Consider the following 20,589-nt stretch of genomic DNA (forward strand, 5'->3'; position numbering starts at 1 on the left):
GGGGTCTCTCCTCGGGGACTCAGGACAAACTTTCGATTTTAGGCGCCGGCCCGGCGGCCTCTTCGGCCGCCGCCTTCGGCTTGCCGGCCCAGCGGCGACGGGCCCAGTTGGCCAGGTCGTCCATGTAGCAATAGACCACCGGCACCACCACCAGCGTCAGCAGCGACGAGGTGATGACGCCGCCGATCACGGCCTGACCCATCGGCGCGCGCTGCTCGGAGCCCTCGCTCACGGCGAAGGCCAAAGGCACCATGCCGAAGATCATCGCCAGCGTGGTCATGAGGATCGGGCGCAGCCGCACGCGGGCCGCCAGCAGCAGGGCCTCGGCGCGCGGCAGGCCCGGCACCGGCGTGCCGTCCTCGGTGACGCCGGGCTCGCGCGAGCGGATCGCGAAGTCGACCAGCAGGATCGCGTTCTTGGTCACCAGGCCCATCAGCATGACGACGCCGATGATCGAGAACATCGACAGCGTCGAGCGGAAGATCAGGAGCGCCAGCACCACGCCGATCAGCGTCAGCGGCAGCGCGGTCATGAGCGCCAGCGGCTGCAGGAAGCTCCTGAACTGGCTGGCCAGGATCATGTAGATGAAGATCACCGCCAGCGCCAGCGCCGAGACCGCGTAGCCGAAGGATTCCTGCATGTTCTTGGTCGAGCCGCTGAACTGCCAGCCATAGCCCGGCGGGAAGGCGATGCCGGCCAGCGCGGCGCGGACGTCGGCCGAGACCTCGCCGGCGGAGCGCCCGTCGACGTTGGCGTTGATGCCCACCTCGCGCGCCAGCGCGCGGCGGTTGATCTGGTTCGGGCCGGTGGATTCGCGCACCTCGGCCACCTGCGCCAGGCGCACGATGCGGCTCGAGCCGTCGGCGTTGGCGCCCACCGCGGTGCTCAGGAAGGGCAGGCGGGCCAGGTCGGCCGGCGAGTTGCGCACCTCGGGTGCCAGCCGCACGTTGACGTCGTAGGTCTGGTCGTCGGGCGCGCGCCAGTTGCCCACCGTGGTGCCGGCCACCAGCGTGCGCAGCGCGGCCGCGATCGGCGCCACGCCGAGCCCGAGGTCGGACGCCGCATCGCGCCGGATCACCACGCTGACCGTCGGCTTGTCGGGTTTCAGGCTGGAATCGAGGTCGACCAGGCCCGGGATCGGGCGGATCGCTTCCATCACGCGCCGGGTCAGGCGCTCGAGCTCCTTCAGGTCGGGCCCCTGCAGCGAGAACTCGATCGGCTTGTTGCCGCCGACCGAATCGCGCAGGCCGACGTGCGTGACCGTGATGCCGGGAATCGCGCGCAGCCGCTCGCGCAGCACCGTCGACATCTGGTCGACGCTGCGGCTGCGCGCCCTGCGGTCGACCAGCCGCACGTAGATGCTCGCGTAGATCTTGCCCTGCGCATCGCCGCTGTTGATGGTGGTGAGCGTGTAGCGCACCTCGGGCATCTCGCGCAGCACCGCCTCGACCTGGCGCGCCTTGGCCTCGGTCACCTCGAGCGATGAGCCGACCGGCGTGTAGAAGCTGATCGAGGTCTCGGAGAAGTCGGCCTTGGGCACGAACTCGGTGCCCAGCAGCGGCACCATGAAGATGCTGCCGATGAAGATGCCGATGGCGGCGAAGACGGTGGTCAGCTTGTGCACCAGCGCCCAGCGCAGGATGCCCTGGTAGCCCTCGGCCAGGCGCTCGGTGGCGCGGTCGAACCAGCCGGTCACGCGGCCGATGGTCCTGTCGTAGAACGTGACCGGGGCCTCGTTCTTGCCATGCTTGTCGATCGCAGGGTCGTGCCAGATGCTCGACAGCATCGGGTCGAGCGTGAAGCTCACGAACATCGAGATCATCACGGCCGCCACGATCGTGATGCCGAACTCGTGGAAGAACTTGCCGATGATGCCTTCCATGAAGCCGATCGGCAGGAACACCGCGACGATCGACAGCGTGGTCGCCAGCACCGCCAGGCCGATCTCCTGCGTACCGTCGAGCGAGGCGCGGTAGGGCCCCTTGCCCATCTGCACGTGCCGCACGATGTTCTCGCGCACCACGATCGCGTCGTCGATCAGGAGGCCCACGCACAGCGACAGCGCCATCAGCGTGATCATGTTGATCGTGAAGCCGAACATCGCCATGAACCAGAAGGTGCCGATCAGCGCGATCGGCAGCGTCAGGCCCGTGATCACGGTCGAGCGCCACGAGTTCAGGAACAGGAACACGATCAGCACCGTGAGCAGGGCGCCTTCGATCAGCGTCTGGCGCACGTTGTCGACCGCCACCCGGATCGGGCGCGAGGCGTCTGCGATGGGCTCGAGCCGCACGCCCGGCGGCAGCTGCGGCTTGATCTCGGCGATCGCCTTCACGAGCCCGTCGACCACCTGGATCGTGTTCTCGTCCTGCGCCTTCTGCACCGACAGCAGCAGCGTGCGCTGGCCGTTGTAGAGCGCGAGGCTGTCGATCTCCTGGGCACCGTCGCGCACGGTCGCGACCTGATCGACCCGGATCGGCGCGCCGCCCTTGCGCGCGACGATGATGCGGCCGAAGTCCTCGGGCCGCTCCATGCGGGCGTCGATCTGCACCACGCGGTCCTGTTCGAGCGAGCGCACCGAGCCGACCGGCAGCGCCTGGTTCTCGCTGCGCACCGCGTCCACCACCTGGCTGGCGCTCACGCCGAAGGCCTCCATCGCCTGCGGGTTGAGGTAGATGTTGATCTCGCGCTTGGTGCCGCCGACCAGCGTGACGGAGCCGACGCCGCGCACGTTCTCCAGGCGCTTCTTGAGCACCTGATCGGCCCAGTTCGTCAGCTCGACGGCGCTCGGCTGCTGGTCCTTCGGGCCTTCGGGCAGCACCGCCACCGACCACACGGCGCGCGAGGCCGGGTCGAAGCGCAGCACGCGCGGGTCCTTCACCTCGTCGCGGAAAAGGGGCCGCACGCCGGCGACCTTCTCGCGCACGTCCTCGGCCGCCTTGCGGCCATCGACGTAGAGCTGGAACTCGATGATGACGACCGACTGGCCCTCATAGCTGCGCGAGGTCAGCGCGTTGATGCCGGCGATCGAGTTGACGCCTTCCTCGATCTTCTTGGTGACCTCGCTCTCGACGATCTCGGGCGAGGCGCCGGGGTACTCGGTGATCACCACCACCACCGGGAAATCGATGTTGGGGAACTGGTCGACCTGCAGCCGCTGGTAGGAGAAGGCGCCCAGCACCACCAGGGCGAGCATCAGCATGGTCGCGAAGACCGGGTTCTTGAGACTGACGCGGGTGAACCACATGCCGTTCGACCCTCAGGGCGCGCTGCGCGCTGAAGGAGCGGCGGCCGGCGCCGTGCCGGCCGCCACCGGCGTGAGCCGCACGGCGGTGCCCTGGCGCAGCGGGCCGAGGCTGCCGGCCACCACCACCGCGCCATCGTCGATGCCGCGCACCGAGACCATCGTCTGGCCGTCGAGCTGGCCGCGCAGGCCGGTCTCGACCGGTCGGTGCACGATGCGCCCGTCGACCACCATCTGCACGTAGGGTGCCGGCTTGTCGGTGCGCACCGCGCTCAGCGGCAGCGCCAGCGTCTCGGTGCGGCCGACGTCGATGGTGCCCTGCGCGAACAGGCCCTGGCGGAACCCGGTGGAGCGGTCGAGCCGCAGGTAGACCAGCACGCTGCGGCTGCCCGCCTGCGCGCTCGGGTTGACGCGCACCACGCTGGCGCCGACGCTGCGTTCGCCGCTCTTCGGGTCGGTCGCGCTGCTGCCCTCGATCTGCAGGCTGGCGCGCTGGCCGACGCGCACCGCCACCGAGTCGGCCGCGGCCAGCGTGGCCTCGACCTCGATGCGGCTCAGGTCCACCACCTCGATGATCTTCGCATCGACACCGACGCGCTCTCCCGATTGCGCGAAGCGCTGCGCCACCTGGCCCGCGATCGGACTCTTGAGCACGGTGTCGTCGAGCGACTTGCGGGTCATCTCGACCGCCGCCAGCGCGGCGCGGTGGGTCGACAGCGCCGAATTGAGGTTCGACTGCGAAGTCTCGAGCGCGGTCCGGGAGATGAAGCCCTGCTCGACCAGCGCCTTGTTGTTGTCGAAGGTGCGCTGCGCCACCTCGGCCTGGGCGCGGGCCGAATCGGCCTGCTCCTGGGCCTGGCGCAGGCGCGACTGGTACTCGATCGGGTCGATGCGCGCGATCACCTGGCCGGCCGCGACCGTGTCGCCCTCGCGCACCGCGAGGCCGATCAGTTCGCCCGCGACCCGGGCCTTGACCTGCGCCGAGTCGACCGCCCTGAGCGTGCCCGAGACCGGCAGCGTCTCGGCCAGCTCGCGGCGCGCGACCCGCACCACGTCGGCCGGCGAGAGCTCCACCACGGTCTCGGCTGCGGGCGTGCCGGCCGCCAGCTTGGCCTGCTGCGCCTTGCGCGCACCGAGGGCGCGCAGCGCACCGCCCACGAGCAGCACCAGGATCAGGGCCGCGACGGCCCACTTCGTCGTTCTCTTCATGCGGCAGCCTTCGGCGCCAGGCTGAGACCGTGCAGCACGGTCTCGGCCTGGAGCGCCAGGTATTTCTCGGGGTCGATGTCGGATTTCTCGTCGAAGCAGATGGCCGGCGAGTGCTTGGTGAGCATCAGGAAGATCATCGGCGCGATGACGGTGTAGATCGCGAGGCCGACGTCGACCGGCGCGAACTCGCCGCTGTCGATGCCGCGCTGGACGATGCGCCGCAGCAGCGCGTGGCCCGGCTGCACCACTTCGCGGCGGTAGAACTCGGCCAGTTCGGGAAAGTTCCGGCCCTCGCTCATCATCAGCTTCGTCAGGCCCGAGGCCTTGGTCGAGCCGACGCGCTCCCACCACACGCGCATGCAATAGCGCAGCATGTCGGCGGTCGTGCCTTCGTACTCGTCGAACTCGATGTTCCACTCGGTGAAGCGGCCGGCCAGGTTCTCGATCACGACCGCCTTGAACAGCTCTTCCTTGCTCTGGAAATAAAGGAAGAGGGTGCCCTTGGAGACGCCGGCGCGGGCCGCGACCTCCTCCGAGCGGGTGGCGGCAAAGCCTTTTTCGACGAACAGGTCGAGCGCCGCGTCCAGCAGCTCGCCCGGACGGGCTTCCTTGCGCCGCTCGCGCTTGGCGCTCACGGGACACAACTTGTCCTTGAGGAATCGGGGGGCGGGCATGTGAATTAATGACTGGCGGGTTAGTAATGTAGTGAGGCCGATGCGGGGCGTCAAGCCGGCACAATGCGAGGTTCGTCTCGACATTCGCCGGAGTTGCCATGCCATCGCCATCCTCGCCCACCGAAACCATCGTCCTTGGCGGTGGCTGCTTCTGGTGCACCGAAGCGGTGTTCGACCGCGTGCAGGGCGTGCTGGACGTGGAGTCCGGCTACAGCAACGGACAGGTCGTGAATCCGAGCTACGAGCAGGTCTGCACTGGCCGTACCGGGCATGCCGAGGTCGTCAAGGTGACGTTCGACCCGTCGCAGATCACGCTGCGCGAAATCCTCGAGATCTTCTTCGTGGTGCACGACCCGACCACCCTGAACCGCCAGGGCAACGACGTCGGCACGCAGTACCGCAGCGGCATCTACTATATCGACGAGGCGCAGAAGCAGGTGGCCGAGGACGTGATCCGCGAGATCGGCGACAGCAAGACCTACCGTTCGCCGATCGTCACCGAGGTTGCGCCACTGGCCAACTACTCGGCCGCCGAGGCCTACCACCAGGACTACTTCCTGAACAACCCGAACCAGGGCTACTGCGCCTTCGTGGTCGGGCCCAAGGTCGAGAAGTTCCAGAAGACCTTCGCGGCCCGCGTCAAACCCTGAGACCTCGCGGGACAGACCAGGGAACTGCGAAGCAGTTCTTGCTCTGCCTCGACTGACTGAACGATGCCCTTCGCCCAGCGCTCCCTTCGCAGCCGCACCTTGTTGTGCGCGCTGGCGTTCGCGCTGTGGGTCGCGACCACGCTGGGCCTGGTGCACCGCACGCTGCACGGTTCGCCGCCGGCGCCGTCGGCCGCTGTCTCCGCGCATGTCGACGAGGCCGCGGCCTCGCACGGACTGTCCGCGCTCTTCGGTGTCCATACCGAGGCCGAGTGCCGACTTTACGACCAACTGTCCCACGGGTCGGCCGCGCCTTGCGTGCCGACGGTCTTCCTGCCGGTGCTGCTGCCGGCCGCCAGCTTCGTCTGGCTCGAGGGCGAAGTCTTCGCCCGCTGGATCGCGCTGTTCGACGCGCGCGGTCCGCCTTCCACTCGCTGAATCCCGCTTGATTTCCGGTTGCCGACCCCGCCTGGCGGGTCGCGGCCGGCTTTGTTCATCGATTCAACGAGTGTTTCCACATGCCTTTTCCTTTTCATCCCCATTGCGTTGGGGTCGCGGTGCTGTCCTTCCTGTCTTGCGCATCCAGCGGCGCCTGGGCACAAGCCACCCCCGACGCGCCGGCGCCCTCGCTCGGCGAGATCACCGTCACCGGCAATCCGCTCGGCGCCAGCGACCTGATCGCGCCGACCACCTCGCTGTCGAATGAGGCCTTGCTGCTGCGTTCCCAGTCCACCCTCGGCGAGACGCTCAACGGCCTGCCGGGCGTGAACAGCACCTATTTCGGTCCCAATGCGAGCCGGCCCACGATTCGGGGCCAGGACGGCGACCGCATCCGCATCCTGCAGAACGGCGGCAGCGCGCCCGATGCCTCGGCCCTGAGCTACGACCACGCCGTGCCGGTCGATGCGCTGGTGACCGACCGGCTCGAGGTGCTGCGCGGACCGGCCGCGCTGCAGTACGGCGGCAGTGCGGTCGGCGGCGTGGTCAACGTGATCGACAACCGCATCCCGACCGAACCGATCGAGGGCTTCGGCGGCCGCGCCGACCTGGGCTACGCCACCGGCAACCGCGAGAAGGCGGGCGGCGTGGTGCTCGAAGGCGGCACCGACCGCTATGCGCTGCACGTCGATGCCTTCAGCCGCAACTCCGACGACGTCTCGGTGCCGATCGAACTGGGCTGCGAGAAGCCCGGGCATCTCGGCTTCGCGCGCAAGATCTGCAACTCGGCCAACCAGGCCGACGGCGGCGCCTTCGGCGGCACGCTGTTCTTCGACCAGGGCTGGATCGGCGCCTCGGCCAGCACCTACCGCAGCAACTACGGCACCGTGGCCGAACCCGACGTCACAATCGGCATGAAGTCCGACCGCTACGCGATCGAGGGCGAGTGGCGGCCCGGCGGCTTCTTCAGCAACGTGCACGCGAAGTTCAGCCGCACCGAGTACAAGCACACCGAGTACGAGGGACCGCTGCCCGGCACCACCTTTGCCAACGACAGCAACGACCTGCGCATCGAGGCGCGGCACCGCAAGATCGGCAATCTCGAGGGCATGCTCGGTTTCACCAGCGAGAGCGGCCGCTTCTCGGCCAACGGCGAGGAGGCCTTCGCGCCCAACAGCCGCACCAAGTCGAACGCGCTGTTCCTGCACGAGGAACTCGGCACCTCGTGGGGGCGCCTGAGCTTCGGCGCCCGCACCGAGGAGGTCAAGGTGCAATCGCTCGGCGATCCGTCCAATCCGGAGGTCACGCGCTTCTTCGTCGGCGAGCGCGACTTCCACCCGAGCAGCGCCGCCTTCGGCGCGCTGGTGAACCTGTCGCCGCAATGGCAGCTGACCTCGAACCTGGCCTACACCGAGCGGGCACCCAAGGACTATGAGCTGTTCGCCAACGGCCCCCACCTGGCGACCGCGGCCTGGGAGACCGGCGACCCGAACCTCAAGGTGGAGAAGTCGACCGGCCTGGATCTGGGCGCCCAATGGAAGTCCGGCGCCAACTCGGCCCAGGTGAACGCCTACGTGACCCGTTTCAGCAACTACATCGGGCTCTCGGCCACCGGCAACGTGCGCAGTGCGGACGGCGAACTCAATCCGCCGCCGGTCGAGACGGCGGACGGGCAATTGCTGTCTCCCGAGGTGTTCGCCGACTACGTCTACCACGGGGTGCGGGCGCGCTTCACCGGCCTCGAGGCCAGCGGCAACCTGCAACTGCTCGGCGCCGACGGCTTCTCGCGCGCGGCCGACGGTTCGACGCTCGACCTCGAGTGGCGCGGCGACCTGGTGCGCGCCACCAACACCGACACCCACGAGCCGCTGCCGCGCATCGCGCCGTGGCGCATCGGCAGCACGCTGGCCTATGGCAACGGCCCGTGGACCGCGCGCCTGGGCTTCGACTACTACGCGGCGCAGAACCGGGTGCCGCCGCTGGGCGACCGGCCGACCGAGGCCTACACGCTGTGGAACGCATCGGTCAGCTACAAGATGAGGGTGCAGCGCGCCAACCTCACCTGGTATGCGCGCGTCGACAACATCGGCAACGCGCTGGCCTACAGCGCGACCTCGATCCTGACGACCACGGTGTATCCCAATGCGCCGCTGCCGGGGCGCAGCCTGAAGGTGGGCCTGAGGGCGACGTTCTAGCGCGTCGGCTATTCTCGTCGGGCATGAATGGTCCCGTCGTTTCCTCGCTGCTGCCCGTGGTGTTCCTCATCGCGGCCGGCTACCTGGCGGGGAGGCTTCGCTGGATCCAGGGTGGCGCGGTCAAGGACCTGTCGAACCTGGTGTTCCTGCTGCTGGCGCCGCCGCTGCTGTTCCGCTCGATGAGCACGGTGCGCCTGGAGCAGCTGAGCCTGAAGCCGGTGGCGGCCTATTTCGTCGCCGCCGGCCTGATCTTCGCGGCCACGCTGGCGTGGCGCGGCTTCAACCGCACCGGCGTCGTGCTGGCGCTCGCCAACACCTACAGCAACACCGTCATGATCGGCATTGCGCTCGTGGGCCTGGCCTACGGGCCCGAGGGCATGGTGGTGCTGCTGACGCTGATCTCGCTGCATTCGCTGGTGCTGCTGACCAGCGCCACCGTGTTCCTCGAACTCGCGGTGGCCCACGAGGACGCGCAGCGCCGCGAGCCGGGCGGGGAAGGGCGGCGCGCGATGGCGCGCGCCGTGGCGCGCGCGCTGCGCAACGCGATCATCCATCCGGTGCAGGCGCCGATTCTCCTGGGCCTGCTGTTCGCGCAGACCGGGCTCGCGATTCCCGAGGCGCTGGACAAGCCGATCGCCTTGCTCGGCCAGGCCTTCAGCCCGGTGGCGCTGGTGCTGGTCGGCATCACGCTGGCGCTGACGCCGGTGGGCCTGCACTGGCGCAATGCGCTGACCCAGGCGCTGGTCAAGAACCTGGTGCATCCGGCGCTGGTGGCCGTGCTCGGCTGGGTGTTCGGCCTGCGCGGCCTGCCGCTGACCGTGATGGTGGTGGCGGCGGCGCTGCCGATCGGCGCCAACGTGTTCCTGTTCGCGCAGCGCTACCGGACCTCGGAAGCGCTGATCACCGCGAGCGTGGTGGTCTCGACCGTGATGGCGCTGGCGACGCTCTCCGCGGTGATGGCGGTCGCGGGGCGGCTTTGAGCCCGACCGGCGCTCAGGGCGCCAGCCGCTCGCGCACCCAGACGCCGCCTTCGCAGCGATAGCGCAGCCGGTCGTGCAGCCGGCTCTTGCGGCCCTGCCAGAACTCCCAGCGGTCGGGCTCCAGCCGGAAGCCGCCCCAGTGCGGCGGCCGCGGCGGCGAGAGCAGGTGCTTGGCAGCCTGCATCGCCGCGTTCTTCACGAGCACGTCGCGCCCGCTGATGACCTCGCTTTGCGGGCTGGCCCAGGCACCGATGCGGGAGTCGAGCGGGCGGCTCGCGAAGTAGGCGTCGCTCTCGGCGGCGTCGACCTTGCGGACCCGGCCCTCGATGCGCACCACGCGCTCGAGCTCGACCCAGTGGAACTGCAGGGCCGCATAGGGATTGCCGGCCAGCTCCTGGCCCTTGCGGCTCTGGTAGTTGGTGTACCAGACGATGCCGCGGGCGTCGTAGCCCTTGATCAGCACGATGCGGGTGGAGGGGCGCAGGTCGCCGCCGACGGTGGCCAGCGTCATCGCGTTGGGTTCGGGCACCTGGGCGTCGATCGCCTCGGCGAGCCAGCGCTCGAACTGGTCGAGCGGGTCGGCGGCACTGCGGGTTTCGTCGAGCTCGGCGCGCTCGTAGCTCTTGCGCAGCGCGGCCAGCGATTCGGTGGGTGAACTCATGGCGCCATTGTTGCGCAAGCGAAGCGGAGATACTGCGGGCCATGAATGCCGCGCCTGAATTCCGTCCGCCGACCGTGATCGTTCTCGCCTCGGGGCGCGGCGAGCGATTCCGTGCCGCCGGCGGCGCCGGCCACAAGCTGCAGGCGATGCTGGCAGGCACCGCGGTGCTGGACCACACGCTGGCGGCCGTGCGCGCGAGCGGCCTGCCCTGGCATCTGGAGGACGTCGGCCATCCCGGCATGGGCGACTCGATCGCCGCCGCCGTGCGGGCCACGGCCGGCGCCGCGGGCTGGCTGATCCTGCCGGCCGACTTGCCGCTGGTGCAGCCCGCGACCCTGAACGCCGTGGCGCGTGCGCTGGGTCCGGCAGTGCAGGCGGCACAGCCGCACTACGGCGGCCAGCGCGGCCATCCGGTGGGCTTCGCCGCCACCTGCTTCGACCCCCTTTCGCAGCTGTCGGGCAACCAAGGCGCTGCCCCCGTGCTGCGTGCGCTCAGGGAGGCTGGGCAGGTGGCCGACATCGAGGTCGACGACATCGGTGTCGTGACCGACATCGACACCCCCGAAGAACTCGCGCGCGCCGAGGCCTTGATGAAGGCGCGGCTTGGCTAACGCTTCAGGCCGGCGCCGGGCCGCCCCAAGGCGGCCTGCGGCCCCCTCGGGGGGCAGCGACCCACACGCAGTGGGGGAGCGTGGGGGCTAGCTAGCTCCGGGCGATGATTCCGCAGGCGATGCGCGGGCCGGAGTTGCCGGCCGGCTGGGTCGTGAAGTCGTCGCGGTCGCGGTGCACCACCAGCGCGCGGCCGATCACGTTGTTGGCGGCGCCTTCGGTCATCGAGATCGTGTGCACGTCGACGCTGAAGCGCGCCACGCCGGAGGCGTCGGCCACCAGGCTCGGCAGCTCGCCCGCATGGCTGCCGGGCGCGGCGAACTTGCCGTGCGTGCCGCCGGCCGGATTGAAGTGGCCGCCCGAGGCATTGCCGTTGTCGCCGCAGTCGCCCTTTTCGTGGATGTGGAAGCCATGCTCGGTGCCCGGCGCAAAGCCGCGGACCTCGCCCTTGACCCGCACGCCGTGGTCGAGCGCCGTGAACGTCACCTTGCCCACGGTCGGATTCGGCGAGATCGCCCCGGTCGGCGCGAGCTCGGCGGTGGCGCCGGCCTTGGGGCCCAGGGTGCCGCAGGCCGCGAGCAGGCAGGCCGCGACGACGGCGAGGGCAGGGACGATGAGGCGAGGGCGCATGATCAAGTTACTCCTTGGTTTCCTGGGTTGATGCTGAAGGGTATATCCGAGCGGCGGGCTCGCCGCAGTCGGTCGATGCCGACAGGCGTGAATCGGCCAGCCTGACCAGCCGTGCGAGCGCGGCGTCGTGGATCGCATGGCGCCGCAACTCGAGCAGCGTCTGGTGCGCGTAATCCAGCGAGCTGCCGTAGCGGCCGACCGCGCTCTCGAAGATCTGGGCGTAGCGCTCGTCGCTCAACTCCCCGGTGAAGTTGGGACTGCGCCGCGACAGCGTGAAGGCCAGCGCACGCACCTTCGAATGGGGCGTCGTGCACTCGAGCCAGCGCGGGTCGTAGACGCCGGTCGGCATCTCGCGCAGCCAGAGCCGGCCCAGGGTCTCGAGCCCCTCGGCGGCAGGCACGCGGAACACCATGCCGCGGCAGCTGCCGCCCGACAACAGGCCGAACACCAGTCCGGGGTTCTCGACCGTGCCGCGGTTGACCCGGCTCCACATCTTGAGGGCGCGGTGCCAGCCATGGACCCGGGCCGGATGCCGCTCGACGAAGCCGAAATCCGGCCGCCAGATCAAGGAGCCGTAGCCGAACAGCCAAAGGTCCTGGTGGCCGCCCCATTCGGCGATCACGCGGTCGAGCATCGGCTTGGGGTCGCGCAAGGGCTTCGGCAGCGGGTCCAGGCCGGGCGGCCCGGGGTCGCCGACCGGGCTGCCGGAGGCGGCACCTACAATTTGGCGGTCATGGTTCACCGCACCATTATTTACCGACCCCTCAACTACGGAGCCCCGCCCATGTCCGCCAACAGTGACGACGAAAGCCAGCAGAACTTCATCCTCGCCTTCCTGCTCGGCCTGATCGCCCTCGTGATCCTGTTCGTGATCGGGATCGTGCTCTACACCCGCGGCCATGCGGCGGGTCCGGCGACGCCCCCGGTGGCCGCGGCCGCGCCCGTGACCACGCTGGCGGTCGTGACCGAGACCGTGACGGTCGTGATTCCCGACGGCGCCAGCATCCGCGTCATCGGCGGGGTCGTGAACTTCTATTTCGCCACCGCCAGCGCCGACCTGGCGCCGGGCGCCGCCGAGGCCCTGGCCGTGGTGATCAAGGGCGTCGAGAGCGGCCGCAAGGCGGTGATCTCGGGCTTCCATGACACCACCGGCGACGCCGCGATCAACGAGGCCCTGGCGAAGAAGCGCGCCGAGACCGTGCGCGACGTGCTGACCGGCCTCGGCGTCCCGGCCGACAAGGTCGAACTGGAGAAGCCGGCCGTCACGTCCGGTACGGGCAACAACGCCGAAGCCCGCCGGGTCGAAGTCAAGCTGCTGGATTGAGCGCCAGCGCGCTCGCAGCCATGCAAAGCCCGGCGCGTCCGGGCTTTTTCATTTGGACTTGGTACCATGCACTTCCGAGCCGCCGCCGCGTCGCGGCTCTCCGGCAGAGCGACCCCCCCATGACCACACACCCTACCGTCCGCGCTGTCACCGAGCGCATCCGCGCGCGCAGCCAGAGCCTGCGCAGCGCCTATCTGCGAGACCTCGCCGAGACCCGCGGCCGCGACCGCGGCTCCGACCGCATGGGCTGCGCCAACGTGGCGCATGCCGTGGCCGGGATCCCGGCCAACGACAAGTTCAGGGTGGTGAGCGAGCGAGCGCCCAACATCGGCATCGTCACCGCCTACAACGACATGCTCTCGGCGCACGCGCCGTACCAGGGCTACCCGGACATCGTCAAGCACGAGGCCCGCCGCCTCGGCGCCACCGCCCAGGTGGCCGGCGGCGTGCCGGCGATGTGCGACGGCGTCACCCAGGGCACGCCCGGCATGGAGCTGAGCCTGTTCAGCCGCGACGTGATCGCGATGGGCACCGCGGTGGCGCTCACCCACGACATGTTCGATGCCGCGCTGCTGCTCGGCGTCTGCGACAAGATCGTGCCGGGCCTCCTGATCGGCGCGCTGCATTTCGGCCACCTGCCGACCGTCTTCGTGCCCGCCGGACCGATGCCCTCGGGCCTGTCGAACACCGCCAAGTCCAAGGTGCGCGAGCAGGCGGCCCAGGGGCTGGTCGGGCGCCAGGGCCTGCTCGATGCGGAGATGCAGGCCTACCACTCGCAGGGCACCTGCACCTTCTACGGCACCGCCAACAGCAACCAGATGCTGCTCGAGGCCATGGGCCTGCATGTGCCGGGCTCGGCCTTCATCCAGCCCGGCGACGACATGCGCGAGGCGCTCACGCGCGAGGCCGTGCGCACCGTGCTGGGCCGGGCAACGGATGCCGCGTTCGCGGTGCCGCCGATCGGCGAGCTGGTCGACGAGCGCGTGATCGTCAACGCCATGGCGGCGCTGCTCGCCACCGGCGGCTCGACCAACCACCTGATCCACTGGGTCGCGGTGGCGCGCGCCGCCGGCATCCTGATCGACTGGAACGATTTCGCCGAGCTGTCGGAAGTGGTGCCGCTGCTGACGCGGGTCTATCCCAACGGCGTCGCCGACGTCAACGGCTTCCAGGAAGCGGGCGGTCCGGGCTTCGTGATCGGTGAGCTGCTCGACGCCGGCCTGATGCATGCCGACGTGCTCAGCGTGCGCGCCGGCGGCATCCGCGAGTTCGCCGGCATTCCGCAACTCGCCGGGGCGCCTTCGGACGAACGCTCGCTCCAGTGGGTCGCCGCCGCGCCGTCGAAGGACGACAGCATCGCACGGCCGGTCTCGGCGCCCTTCAGTGCCACCGGCGGGCTCAAGCTGCTGCAGGGCAACCTGGGCCGCAGCGTGATCAAGGTGTCCTCGGTGCCGACCGACCGCCACGTGATCGAGGCGCCCGCGCGGGTCTTCGATTCGCAGGCCGCACTGCAGCAGGCCTTCACCGCCGGCGAGCTCGAGCGCGACGTGGTCTGCGTGGTGCGCTGGCAGGGCCCGCAGGCCAACGGCATGCCCGAGCTGCACAAGCTCACGCCGCCGCTGTCGGTGCTGCAGGGCAAGGGCTTCCGGGTGGCGCTGGTGACCGACGGCCGCATGAGCGGCGCGTCGGGCAAGGTGCCGGCCGCGATCCACGTCTCGCCCGAGGCCGCCGCCGGCGGGCCGCTGGCCAAGGTGCGCGACGGCGACCTGATCCGGCTCGATGGCGTGGCCGGCACCCTCACCGTGCTGCTGCCCGAGGACGAATGGGCGGCGCGCGAAACCGCGACCATGCCCGACGAGGCGCGTGCCGCCAACGGCCGCGGCCTGGGCCGCGACCTGTTCGCCGGCATGCGGCGCAATGCATTGACTGCTGAAGAAGGAGCCTGCTCATGGCTGTGAAAGATTCGTTGTCCGCGCTCGACGTGATGCGCGACGCCCCGGTGATTCCGGTCATCGTGCTGCACGACGTCAAGGACGCGGTGCCGCTGGCGCGCGCGCTGGTGGCCGGCGGCATCCGCATGCTCGAGGTCACGCTGCGCACCCGCGAGGCGCTCGAGTGCATCGAGCTGATCGCCAAGGAAGTGCCCGAGGCCGTGGCCGGCGCCGGCACCATCCGCAGCGCCGCCGATGCCCAGGCCTCGGCGCTGGCCGGCGCGAAGTTCGGCGTCAGCCCCGGCTACACGCGCGCGGTCGGCAAGGCCTGCCACGACCTCGGACTGCCGCTGTTGCCCGGCGTCGCCACCGGCAGCGAGATCATGATGGCCCAGGAAGACGGCCTGACCGAGCTCAAGTTCTTCCCCGCCGTGCAGGCCGGCGGCCTGGCGATGCTCAAGGCCTGGCAAGGGCCTTTCGGCGACGTCAGGTTCTGCCCCACGGGCGGCATCCACGCCGGCAATGCGCACGAGTTCCTCGCGCTCTCCAACGTCGCCTGCGTCGGCGGCTCGTGGATCGTGCCGACCGACGCCATCGCCGCCGGCGACTGGGCCCGCATCGAGGCGCTGGCGCGCGAAGCCTGCCAGCTGGCGCGCTGAGGCCGGCGTCATGGGTGAGGTTCTGGACGGCAGCGAGCTGAAGGTCATTGCCTTCGACGTCTTCGGCACCGTGGTCGACTGGTATTCCGGCATCGCCGCCGAGGCCGAGCGCATCCTGCCCGGCGTCGATGGCGGCGCCTTCGCACTGGCCTGGCGCGCCGGCTACCAGCCGGCGATGCAGGGCGTGATGGAGCGGCTGGCGGCCGGCGAGGGCGGCTTCACGCTGCTCGACGAACTGCACATGAGCATTCTCGGCGGCGTGCTGCACGATTTCGGCGTGGGCGATCTCGAGGCCGACAAGAAGCGCGAGCTCAACCGTGCCTGGCACCGGCTGCCCGCCTGGCCGGATGCGGTCGAGGGCCTGGCGCGGCTCAAGCGCAAGTACACGATCTGCACGCTGTCCAACGGCAACATCGGCCTCCTCACCGAAATGGCCAAGCGCGCGGGACTGCCCTGGGACTGCGTGCTGTCGGCCGAGGTGTTCAAGGCCTACAAGCCCGACCCGCGCACCTATATCGGCGTCGCCGCCGTGTTCGACGTCACGCCGGGCCAGGTGATGCTGGCGGCCGCGCACCACGACGACCTGGCCGCGGCGCGCGCCTGCGGCTTGCGTACCGGCTACATCGAGCGGCCGCGGGAGTTCGGCCCGACGCGCCTGAAGGATGTTTCGCCGCAGCCCGACAACACGCTGCATGCGCGTGACATCGGGGTGCTGGCGGATCTGCTGGGCTGCTGATGCGCTGCTAGCGCAGCCCGCCGCCCGCCGCGCCTTCCGCGCGCTGGATCAATTCGATCTTGTAGCCGTCTGGATCCGTCACGAACGCGATCACGGTCGAGCCGCCCTTGACCGGCCCGGCCTCGCGCGTCACGTTGCCGCCCGCCGCCTTGATCTTGTCGCAGGCCGCATAGGCATCGGGCACGCCAAGCGCGATGTGGCCGTAGGCGGTGCCCATCTCGTAGCTCTCGGTGCCCCAGTTGTAGGTCAGCTCGATCTCGGCCTGGGCCGGGTTGCCCTCGTAGCCGACGAAGGCCAGGCTGTACTTGTACTCGGGGTTCTCGGAGGTGCGCAGCAGTTGCATGCCCAGCACCTGGGTGTAGAAGTCGATCGAGCGTTGCAGGTTGCCGACGCGCAGCATGGTGTGGAGGAGTCGCATATCGTGGGGCGCGAAGAGTTGTCGTTCGGCCATTGTCGCGCTTCAGGCGCGCGCGGTGGTGCCGGCCAGCGTCAGCAGATGCGCTTCATGCCGGCGCAGAAAGTCCCGAAGGTGCTGCGCGTACTCGGGCACCACGGCGGCGCGCACGCTCGGTCGCGCCGCCAGTGCCGCGCGCCAGTCGCGCACCCGCGGCGTCGCATCGAAGACGCGCGAGTCGCTGATCTCGTCGAAGACCTCGAAATAGCGAAAGATCGGTGCGAAGACGGCATCGACCAGGCTGAAGCGTTCACCCGCGAAGTAAGGGCCGTTCTTCAGCACCGCCTCGACCTGCTCGAACTTGGCTGCGAGCGCGCGGCGCTTCTGCTCGAACACATCGGCATCGCGCGTGGTCTCGTAGCCCCACAGGTCGGCCAGGATCGCGGAGCCGAACTCCATCCAGGCCCGGTGCCCGGCACGTGCGAGCGGATCTTCGGGGTGCAGGCGCACGCCGGGCTGCGTTTCTTCGAGGTACTCGCAGATCACATTGCTTTCGAACAGGATCGCTTCGCCGCCGCCGGGCTGCGGCACGCGCAGAAGCGGCACCTTGCCGAGCGGCGAGATGGCGGTGAACCAGTCCGGCTTGTCGGCCAGGTCGATGACGACGCGTTCGAAGGCGACGCCCTTTTCGTGCAGGGTAATCGCGGCGCGCTGCACGTAGGGGCAGAGCAGGTGGCTGACCAGGGTGAGCGGCTTGAAGTGCGACATGGGGCTCTCTCTCGTTCGGAGTGGGTCGGGAAGCGGGATTCTTCCGGGCCGTGAAAACCTTGTCTAAAAAAGCCCTCTTGGCACCGCGACCCGTCGCTAGCCGCGGCGGCTGGCGCCCCAGTGGGTCAACCGGCCGTCGTGCATCACGCCGATGCGGTCGGCCATGGCGTGCGCCTCGGCCTCGTTGTGCGTCACCAGCACCGCGGTCTGGCCGGCGCTCTTGAGGATCTCGCGCACCTCGGCCGTCAAGCGTTCGCGCGTGCTGCCGTCGAGATTGGAGAAAGGCTCGTCGAGCAGCAGCAACGCGGGTTCGGGCGCCAGTGCGCGCGCCAGCGCGATGCGCTGCTGCTGGCCGCCCGAGAGTTGGTGCGGATGGCGCTCGCCCGCATTGGGAAGCCCGACCAGCGCGAGCATGGCCGCCACGCGCTCGCGTTGCGCGGCGCGCGGCCAGCGGCGCAGGCCGAAGGCGACGTTGCGTGCCGCGCTGAGATGCGGAAACAGCGCGTACTCCTGGAACATCATGCCGACGCGCCGCCGCTCGGGCGGCAGGTGCACCTCGGCCGAGGACAGCAGGCTGTCGCCGAGGCGGATGCGGCCCGCGCGCACCGGCTCGAAGCCGGCGATCGCGCGCAGCACGGTGGTCTTGCCGCAGCCCGAGGGGCCGAGCAGGCAGCCGATGTCGCCGGCGGCGAGCGAGAGGGAAAAGCCTTCGACCACCGTGTGCAGGCCCTGCGCGCCTTCGTAGCCGAGGCGCAGGTCTTCGATCTGCAGTGCTGCGCTCATTGGGCGGCCTCCGAGAATCCATTTCGTGCCAGCAGCACGACCGGCAGCAGCCCCGCGACCACGATGGCCAGTGCCGCGATCGCGCCTTCCTCGTAGGTGCCGCGCGCGGCTTCCGCATAGAGCCAGGTGGCGAGCGTGTCGAAGTTGGCCGGCCGCAGCAGCAGGGTGGCGGGCAGTTCCTTCATGGCATCGACGAACACCAGCAGCGCGCTGGCCGCGATCGCGGGCCGCAACAGCGGCAGGTGGACGCGGCGCAGCGTGCCGTTGGCGTTCTCGCCGAGCAGGCGGGACGCCTGTTCGAGCGCCGGCGGGATGCGTGCCAGGCCGGCCTCGATGCCGCCCACCGGCATCGCCAGGAAGCGGATCGCGCAGGCCACCACCAGCACGATGCCCGCGCCCATCAGCGGCAGGCCCGGATGGCCGATCAGCGAGGCCAGCGCGGCGTCGGCGGCCAGCGCCGGCGTCAGAAGACCGATCGCCAGCACGGTTCCCGGCACCGCATAGCCCAGCGTGGCGATGCGGCCCTGCCAGCGCCCGCGGTTGCGCATCGAGCCCTGCGTGCGCACCGCCCAGGCCACGACCAGGCCCGCAGCGACCGCGACCGCGGTCACGCCGGCGGCGACGCCGATCGTGTTGACCAGGCTCGAGACCAGGCCGGCCGAAATGCCGCCGCCCAGGCTCAGCCGTTTCGCGGTTTCCCACACCAGGTAGAGCGCCGGCGCGGCGAAGCCGACCAGCACCGGCAGCGCGGCCGCGGCGCTGGCGAGCCATGCCGCCGCGCCGTGCAGCCGGCGCGGCTGGATCGCGCGCATGCGCTGCGCCGAGCCGAAGCGCTGGTGGCGCCGGCCGTGGCGTTCGAGCAGCACCAGAGCGATCACCACGAACAGCATGGCGGACGCGATCTGCGCCGCGCCCGCGAGGTCGGAGCGGGTGATCCAGGTCGTGTAGACCGCGACCGTGAGGGTCTGGATGCCGAGGAATTCGGAGGCGCCGATGTCGTTGAGCGTTTCCAGCAATGCCAGGCTCAGGCCGACCGCCAGCGCCGGCCGGGCCAGCGGCAGCGCGACCCGCAGGAAGGCACCCATGCGGCTCTCGCCGAGCGAGCGGGCCGCTTCCATCAGGTGGGCGGGCTGGGTCATGAACATGGCGCGTGCGGTCATGTAGACATAGGGGTAGAGCACGAAGCCGAGCACGAAGATCGCACCGGGCATGGAGCGCAGGTCGGGCAGGCGGAACTGGCGCGGGCTGTCGAAGCCCAGCAGCCAGCGGATCGCGCCCTGGACCGGACCGAGCGGATGCAGCAGGTCGAGGTAGGCGAAGGCCACGATGTAGGTGGGCATGGCCAGCGGCAGCAGCAGCGCCCAGTGCAGCACGCCGCGGCCGGGGAAGTCGCAGGCGGTCACCAGCCAGGCGCAGCCGGTGCCGATCACCAGCACCAGCACGCCGACGCCGGCCAGCAGCACGGCGGTGTCGAGCGCCGCGTGGGGCAGCACGTGGCGGGCCAGGTGGCCCCAGTGTCCCAGGCCCGAACCGAAGGCGAGCCACAGCAGACTCAGCACCGGCGCCAGCACGCCGAGTGCGATCAGCACCGAAGCGGTCCGCCAGACCGGGCCGACCGACCGCAGGCGCGTCACTGGTCGAACGCGACCTTGTCGACCAGCGCGCTGGCCTGCTTGCGGTACTTCGCGACCTCGGCGATCGGCAGCGGATCGACCTTGAGCTCGCCGATGCTGCCGGCGATGATCGGGTCGAGCGCCACGCCCTTGCGCACCGGGTATTCGTAGTTGGCCTCGGCATAGAGCACCTGCGCCGACGGCGACACCAGGAACTCGAGCAGCTTGACCGCGTTGGCGTGCTGCGGCGCGTGCTTTGCCACCGAGGCGCCGCTGATGTTGACGTGCGTGCCGCCGCCCTGCGCGAAGGTGGGCTTGATCACCTTGATGGCGTCGCCCCACTTGCGCGCGTCGGTGCCTTCCTTGGCGCCCTTGAGCTGGCCGACGTAGTAGGAGTTGGCCAGGCCGACATCGCAGATGCCGCCGAGAATGTCGCGCGCCACGTCGCGGTCGCCGCCGGTGGCCTTGCGGCCCAGGTTGGCCTTGACGCCGCGCAGCCATTGCTCGGCCTTGGCCTCGCCCTCGTGTGCAATCAGCGCCGACACCAGCGCCACGTTGTAGGGATGCTGGCCCGAGCGGATGCAGACCTTGCCCTTGTACTTCGGGTTCGCGAGGTCTTCATAGCGGAACGAGGTGAGCGGCAGGCTCTTGTCGGCATACAGCACCCGGGCGCGCATCGACAGCCCGAACCACTGGCCGTCGGCACCGCGCAGGTTGGAGGGGATGGCGGATTCGAGGGCGGCCGATTTCACCGGCTGGGTGACGCCGCCGTCGACCAGGTCGACCAGGTTGCCGATGTCGACCGTCATCAGCACGTCGGCCGGCGAGCGGGCGCCTTCGGCCTTCACGCGTTCGAGCAGGCCGTCCTTCACGAACACGGTGTTGACCTTGATGTCGTTCTGGGCGCTGAAGGCCGCGAGMAGCGGCTGGATCAGGCCCGGCTCGCGGGTGGTGTAGAGCGTGACTTCGCCGGCGGCGTGGGCGATCTGGGCGGTGGCCAGCAGGGCGAGGGCGGTTGCACCCAGCGTGCGGATCGCGCGGGCAGGCGCGCGAGGGCGTTCGGTCATGAAGCGTCTCCAGGGGGACAGTGGGAT

At 70.0% G+C, this 20,589-nt stretch carries 20 protein-coding genes; 9 read left to right on the top strand and 11 right to left on the bottom strand.

Going from position 1 to position 20,589, the window contains the following annotated elements; all coding sequences use genetic code 11:
- Positions 1-19: 19 nt before the first annotated feature.
- From AB4Z46_RS17800 to AB4Z46_RS17810, 3 genes are read right to left on the bottom strand one after another with little or no spacing between them, the layout of a single operon-like run.
- The gene (locus tag AB4Z46_RS17800) at positions 20-3,247 is read right to left on the bottom strand and encodes an efflux RND transporter permease subunit (RefSeq protein ID WP_442284848.1); all 3,228 of its coding nucleotides are present in this window, start codon (positions 3,245-3,247) and stop codon (positions 20-22) included.
- Between the two features lie 12 nt (positions 3,248-3,259).
- Positions 3,260-4,453, bottom strand: a complete 1,194-nt coding sequence (locus AB4Z46_RS17805) for an efflux RND transporter periplasmic adaptor subunit (RefSeq protein WP_442284849.1) — start codon at positions 4,451-4,453, stop codon at positions 3,260-3,262.
- On the bottom strand, positions 4,450-5,127 hold the full coding sequence (locus AB4Z46_RS17810) for a TetR/AcrR family transcriptional regulator (RefSeq protein ID WP_442284850.1): 678 nt from the start codon (positions 5,125-5,127) through the stop codon (positions 4,450-4,452). The genes AB4Z46_RS17805 and AB4Z46_RS17810 overlap by 4 nt, the downstream gene beginning before the upstream one ends.
- A 98-nt stretch (positions 5,128-5,225) precedes the next feature.
- On the opposite strand from AB4Z46_RS17810, the gene msrA reads away from it, so the two are divergent.
- From msrA to AB4Z46_RS17830, 4 genes are all read left to right on the top strand, one after another.
- On the top strand, positions 5,226-5,777 hold the full coding sequence (gene msrA, locus AB4Z46_RS17815) for a peptide-methionine (S)-S-oxide reductase MsrA (RefSeq protein WP_442284851.1): 552 nt from the start codon (positions 5,226-5,228) through the stop codon (positions 5,775-5,777).
- Positions 5,778-5,840: 63 nt separating this feature from the next.
- Positions 5,841-6,212, top strand: coding sequence for a hypothetical protein (locus tag AB4Z46_RS17820; protein WP_442284852.1), 372 nt, complete (start codon positions 5,841-5,843; stop codon positions 6,210-6,212).
- A gap of 80 nt (positions 6,213-6,292) precedes the next feature.
- Entirely contained in the window at positions 6,293-8,407 is a 2,115-nt protein-coding gene (locus tag AB4Z46_RS17825) for a TonB-dependent receptor (protein ID WP_442284853.1), read from the top strand.
- Between the two features lie 23 nt (positions 8,408-8,430).
- Positions 8,431-9,387, top strand: a complete 957-nt coding sequence (locus AB4Z46_RS17830) for an AEC family transporter (RefSeq protein ID WP_442284854.1) — start codon at positions 8,431-8,433, stop codon at positions 9,385-9,387.
- A gap of 13 nt (positions 9,388-9,400) precedes the next feature.
- On the opposite strand, the gene pdxH is transcribed toward AB4Z46_RS17830, so the two are convergent.
- Positions 9,401-10,048 (bottom strand): pyridoxamine 5'-phosphate oxidase, encoded by a 648-nt coding sequence (pdxH, locus tag AB4Z46_RS17835; protein ID WP_442284855.1) that lies wholly within the window; start codon positions 10,046-10,048, stop codon positions 9,401-9,403.
- Between the two features lie 41 nt (positions 10,049-10,089).
- Between pdxH and AB4Z46_RS17840 the strand changes: the two genes are divergently transcribed.
- Entirely contained in the window at positions 10,090-10,659 is a 570-nt protein-coding gene (locus AB4Z46_RS17840; protein ID WP_442284856.1) for a nucleotidyltransferase family protein, read from the top strand.
- A 91-nt stretch (positions 10,660-10,750) separates the two neighbouring features.
- On the opposite strand, the gene AB4Z46_RS17845 is transcribed toward AB4Z46_RS17840, so the two are convergent.
- On the bottom strand, positions 10,751-11,287 hold the full coding sequence (locus AB4Z46_RS17845) for a superoxide dismutase family protein (protein WP_442284857.1): 537 nt from the start codon (positions 11,285-11,287) through the stop codon (positions 10,751-10,753).
- 7 nt (positions 11,288-11,294) lie between these two features.
- Positions 11,295-12,029 (bottom strand): gamma-glutamylcyclotransferase, encoded by a 735-nt coding sequence (locus AB4Z46_RS17850; protein ID WP_442284858.1) that lies wholly within the window; start codon positions 12,027-12,029, stop codon positions 11,295-11,297.
- 42 nt (positions 12,030-12,071) lie between these two features.
- On the opposite strand from AB4Z46_RS17850, the gene AB4Z46_RS17855 reads away from it, so the two are divergent.
- The 4 genes from AB4Z46_RS17855 (at position 12,072) to AB4Z46_RS17870 (ending at position 15,937) form a co-directional block, all read left to right on the top strand.
- Entirely contained in the window at positions 12,072-12,611 is a 540-nt protein-coding gene (locus tag AB4Z46_RS17855) for an OmpA family protein (RefSeq protein ID WP_442284859.1), read from the top strand.
- Positions 12,612-12,730: 119 nt separating this feature from the next.
- On the top strand, positions 12,731-14,569 hold the full coding sequence (edd, locus tag AB4Z46_RS17860) for a phosphogluconate dehydratase (RefSeq protein ID WP_442284860.1): 1,839 nt from the start codon (positions 12,731-12,733) through the stop codon (positions 14,567-14,569).
- Positions 14,560-15,201: a bifunctional 4-hydroxy-2-oxoglutarate aldolase/2-dehydro-3-deoxy-phosphogluconate aldolase gene (gene eda, locus AB4Z46_RS17865; RefSeq protein WP_442284861.1), complete on the top strand. Its 642-nt coding sequence runs from the start codon at positions 14,560-14,562 to the stop codon at positions 15,199-15,201. The genes edd and eda overlap by 10 nt, the downstream gene beginning before the upstream one ends.
- Positions 15,202-15,211: 10 nt before the next feature.
- Positions 15,212-15,937 carry a haloacid dehalogenase type II gene (locus AB4Z46_RS17870; RefSeq protein WP_442284862.1) on the top strand — a complete coding sequence of 242 codons (726 nt, stop codon included), beginning with the start codon at positions 15,212-15,214 and terminating at the stop codon, positions 15,935-15,937.
- Positions 15,938-15,944: 7 nt separating this feature from the next.
- Here AB4Z46_RS17870 and gloA read toward each other — a convergent pair whose 3' ends face one another.
- The 5 genes from gloA to AB4Z46_RS17895 form a co-directional block, all read right to left on the bottom strand.
- Entirely contained in the window at positions 15,945-16,355 is a 411-nt protein-coding gene (gene gloA / locus AB4Z46_RS17875; protein WP_442284863.1) for a lactoylglutathione lyase, read from the bottom strand.
- 42 nt (positions 16,356-16,397) lie between these two features.
- Positions 16,398-17,099 carry a glutathione S-transferase family protein gene (locus tag AB4Z46_RS17880; RefSeq protein WP_442284864.1) on the bottom strand — a complete coding sequence of 234 codons (702 nt, stop codon included), beginning with the start codon at positions 17,097-17,099 and terminating at the stop codon, positions 16,398-16,400.
- A 96-nt stretch (positions 17,100-17,195) separates the two neighbouring features.
- Positions 17,196-17,882: an ABC transporter ATP-binding protein gene (locus tag AB4Z46_RS17885; RefSeq protein ID WP_442284865.1), complete on the bottom strand. Its 687-nt coding sequence runs from the start codon at positions 17,880-17,882 to the stop codon at positions 17,196-17,198.
- Positions 17,879-19,516, bottom strand: a complete 1,638-nt coding sequence (locus AB4Z46_RS17890) for an ABC transporter permease (protein ID WP_442284866.1) — start codon at positions 19,514-19,516, stop codon at positions 17,879-17,881. The genes AB4Z46_RS17885 and AB4Z46_RS17890 overlap by 4 nt, the downstream gene beginning before the upstream one ends.
- Positions 19,513-20,562: an extracellular solute-binding protein gene (locus tag AB4Z46_RS17895; RefSeq protein ID WP_442284867.1), complete on the bottom strand. Its 1,050-nt coding sequence runs from the start codon at positions 20,560-20,562 to the stop codon at positions 19,513-19,515. The genes AB4Z46_RS17890 and AB4Z46_RS17895 overlap by 4 nt, the downstream gene beginning before the upstream one ends.
- Positions 20,563-20,589: the final 27 nt, after the last annotated feature.

Source organism: Variovorax sp. M-6 (assembly GCF_052114385.1).
Taxonomy (GTDB): Bacteria; Pseudomonadota; Gammaproteobacteria; order Burkholderiales; family Burkholderiaceae_C; genus Variovorax.

What these genes read in the sequence shown, in the direction of transcription:
- AB4Z46_RS17800 (WP_442284848.1), bottom strand. Translation starts at nt 3,247, where the DNA reads ATGTGGTTCACCCGCGTCAGTCTCAAGAACCCGGTCTTCGCGACCATG.
- AB4Z46_RS17805 (WP_442284849.1), bottom strand. Translation starts at nt 4,453, where the DNA reads ATGAAGAGAACGACGAAGTGGGCCGTCGCGGCCCTGATCCTGGTGCTG.
- AB4Z46_RS17810 (WP_442284850.1), bottom strand. Translation starts at nt 5,127, where the DNA reads ATGCCCGCCCCCCGATTCCTCAAGGACAAGTTGTGTCCCGTGAGCGCC.
- msrA (WP_442284851.1), top strand. Translation starts at nt 5,226, where the DNA reads ATGCCATCGCCATCCTCGCCCACCGAAACCATCGTCCTTGGCGGTGGC.
- AB4Z46_RS17820 (WP_442284852.1), top strand. Translation starts at nt 5,841, where the DNA reads ATGCCCTTCGCCCAGCGCTCCCTTCGCAGCCGCACCTTGTTGTGCGCG.
- AB4Z46_RS17825 (WP_442284853.1), top strand. Translation starts at nt 6,293, where the DNA reads ATGCCTTTTCCTTTTCATCCCCATTGCGTTGGGGTCGCGGTGCTGTCC.
- AB4Z46_RS17830 (WP_442284854.1), top strand. Translation starts at nt 8,431, where the DNA reads ATGAATGGTCCCGTCGTTTCCTCGCTGCTGCCCGTGGTGTTCCTCATC.
- pdxH (WP_442284855.1), bottom strand. Translation starts at nt 10,048, where the DNA reads ATGAGTTCACCCACCGAATCGCTGGCCGCGCTGCGCAAGAGCTACGAG.
- AB4Z46_RS17840 (WP_442284856.1), top strand. Translation starts at nt 10,090, where the DNA reads ATGAATGCCGCGCCTGAATTCCGTCCGCCGACCGTGATCGTTCTCGCC.
- AB4Z46_RS17845 (WP_442284857.1), bottom strand. Translation starts at nt 11,287, where the DNA reads ATGCGCCCTCGCCTCATCGTCCCTGCCCTCGCCGTCGTCGCGGCCTGC.
- AB4Z46_RS17855 (WP_442284859.1), top strand. Translation starts at nt 12,072, where the DNA reads ATGTCCGCCAACAGTGACGACGAAAGCCAGCAGAACTTCATCCTCGCC.
- edd (WP_442284860.1), top strand. Translation starts at nt 12,731, where the DNA reads ATGACCACACACCCTACCGTCCGCGCTGTCACCGAGCGCATCCGCGCG.
- eda (WP_442284861.1), top strand. Translation starts at nt 14,560, where the DNA reads ATGGCTGTGAAAGATTCGTTGTCCGCGCTCGACGTGATGCGCGACGCC.
- AB4Z46_RS17870 (WP_442284862.1), top strand. Translation starts at nt 15,212, where the DNA reads ATGGGTGAGGTTCTGGACGGCAGCGAGCTGAAGGTCATTGCCTTCGAC.
- gloA (WP_442284863.1), bottom strand. Translation starts at nt 16,355, where the DNA reads ATGCGACTCCTCCACACCATGCTGCGCGTCGGCAACCTGCAACGCTCG.
- AB4Z46_RS17880 (WP_442284864.1), bottom strand. Translation starts at nt 17,099, where the DNA reads ATGTCGCACTTCAAGCCGCTCACCCTGGTCAGCCACCTGCTCTGCCCC.
- AB4Z46_RS17885 (WP_442284865.1), bottom strand. Translation starts at nt 17,882, where the DNA reads ATGAGCGCAGCACTGCAGATCGAAGACCTGCGCCTCGGCTACGAAGGC.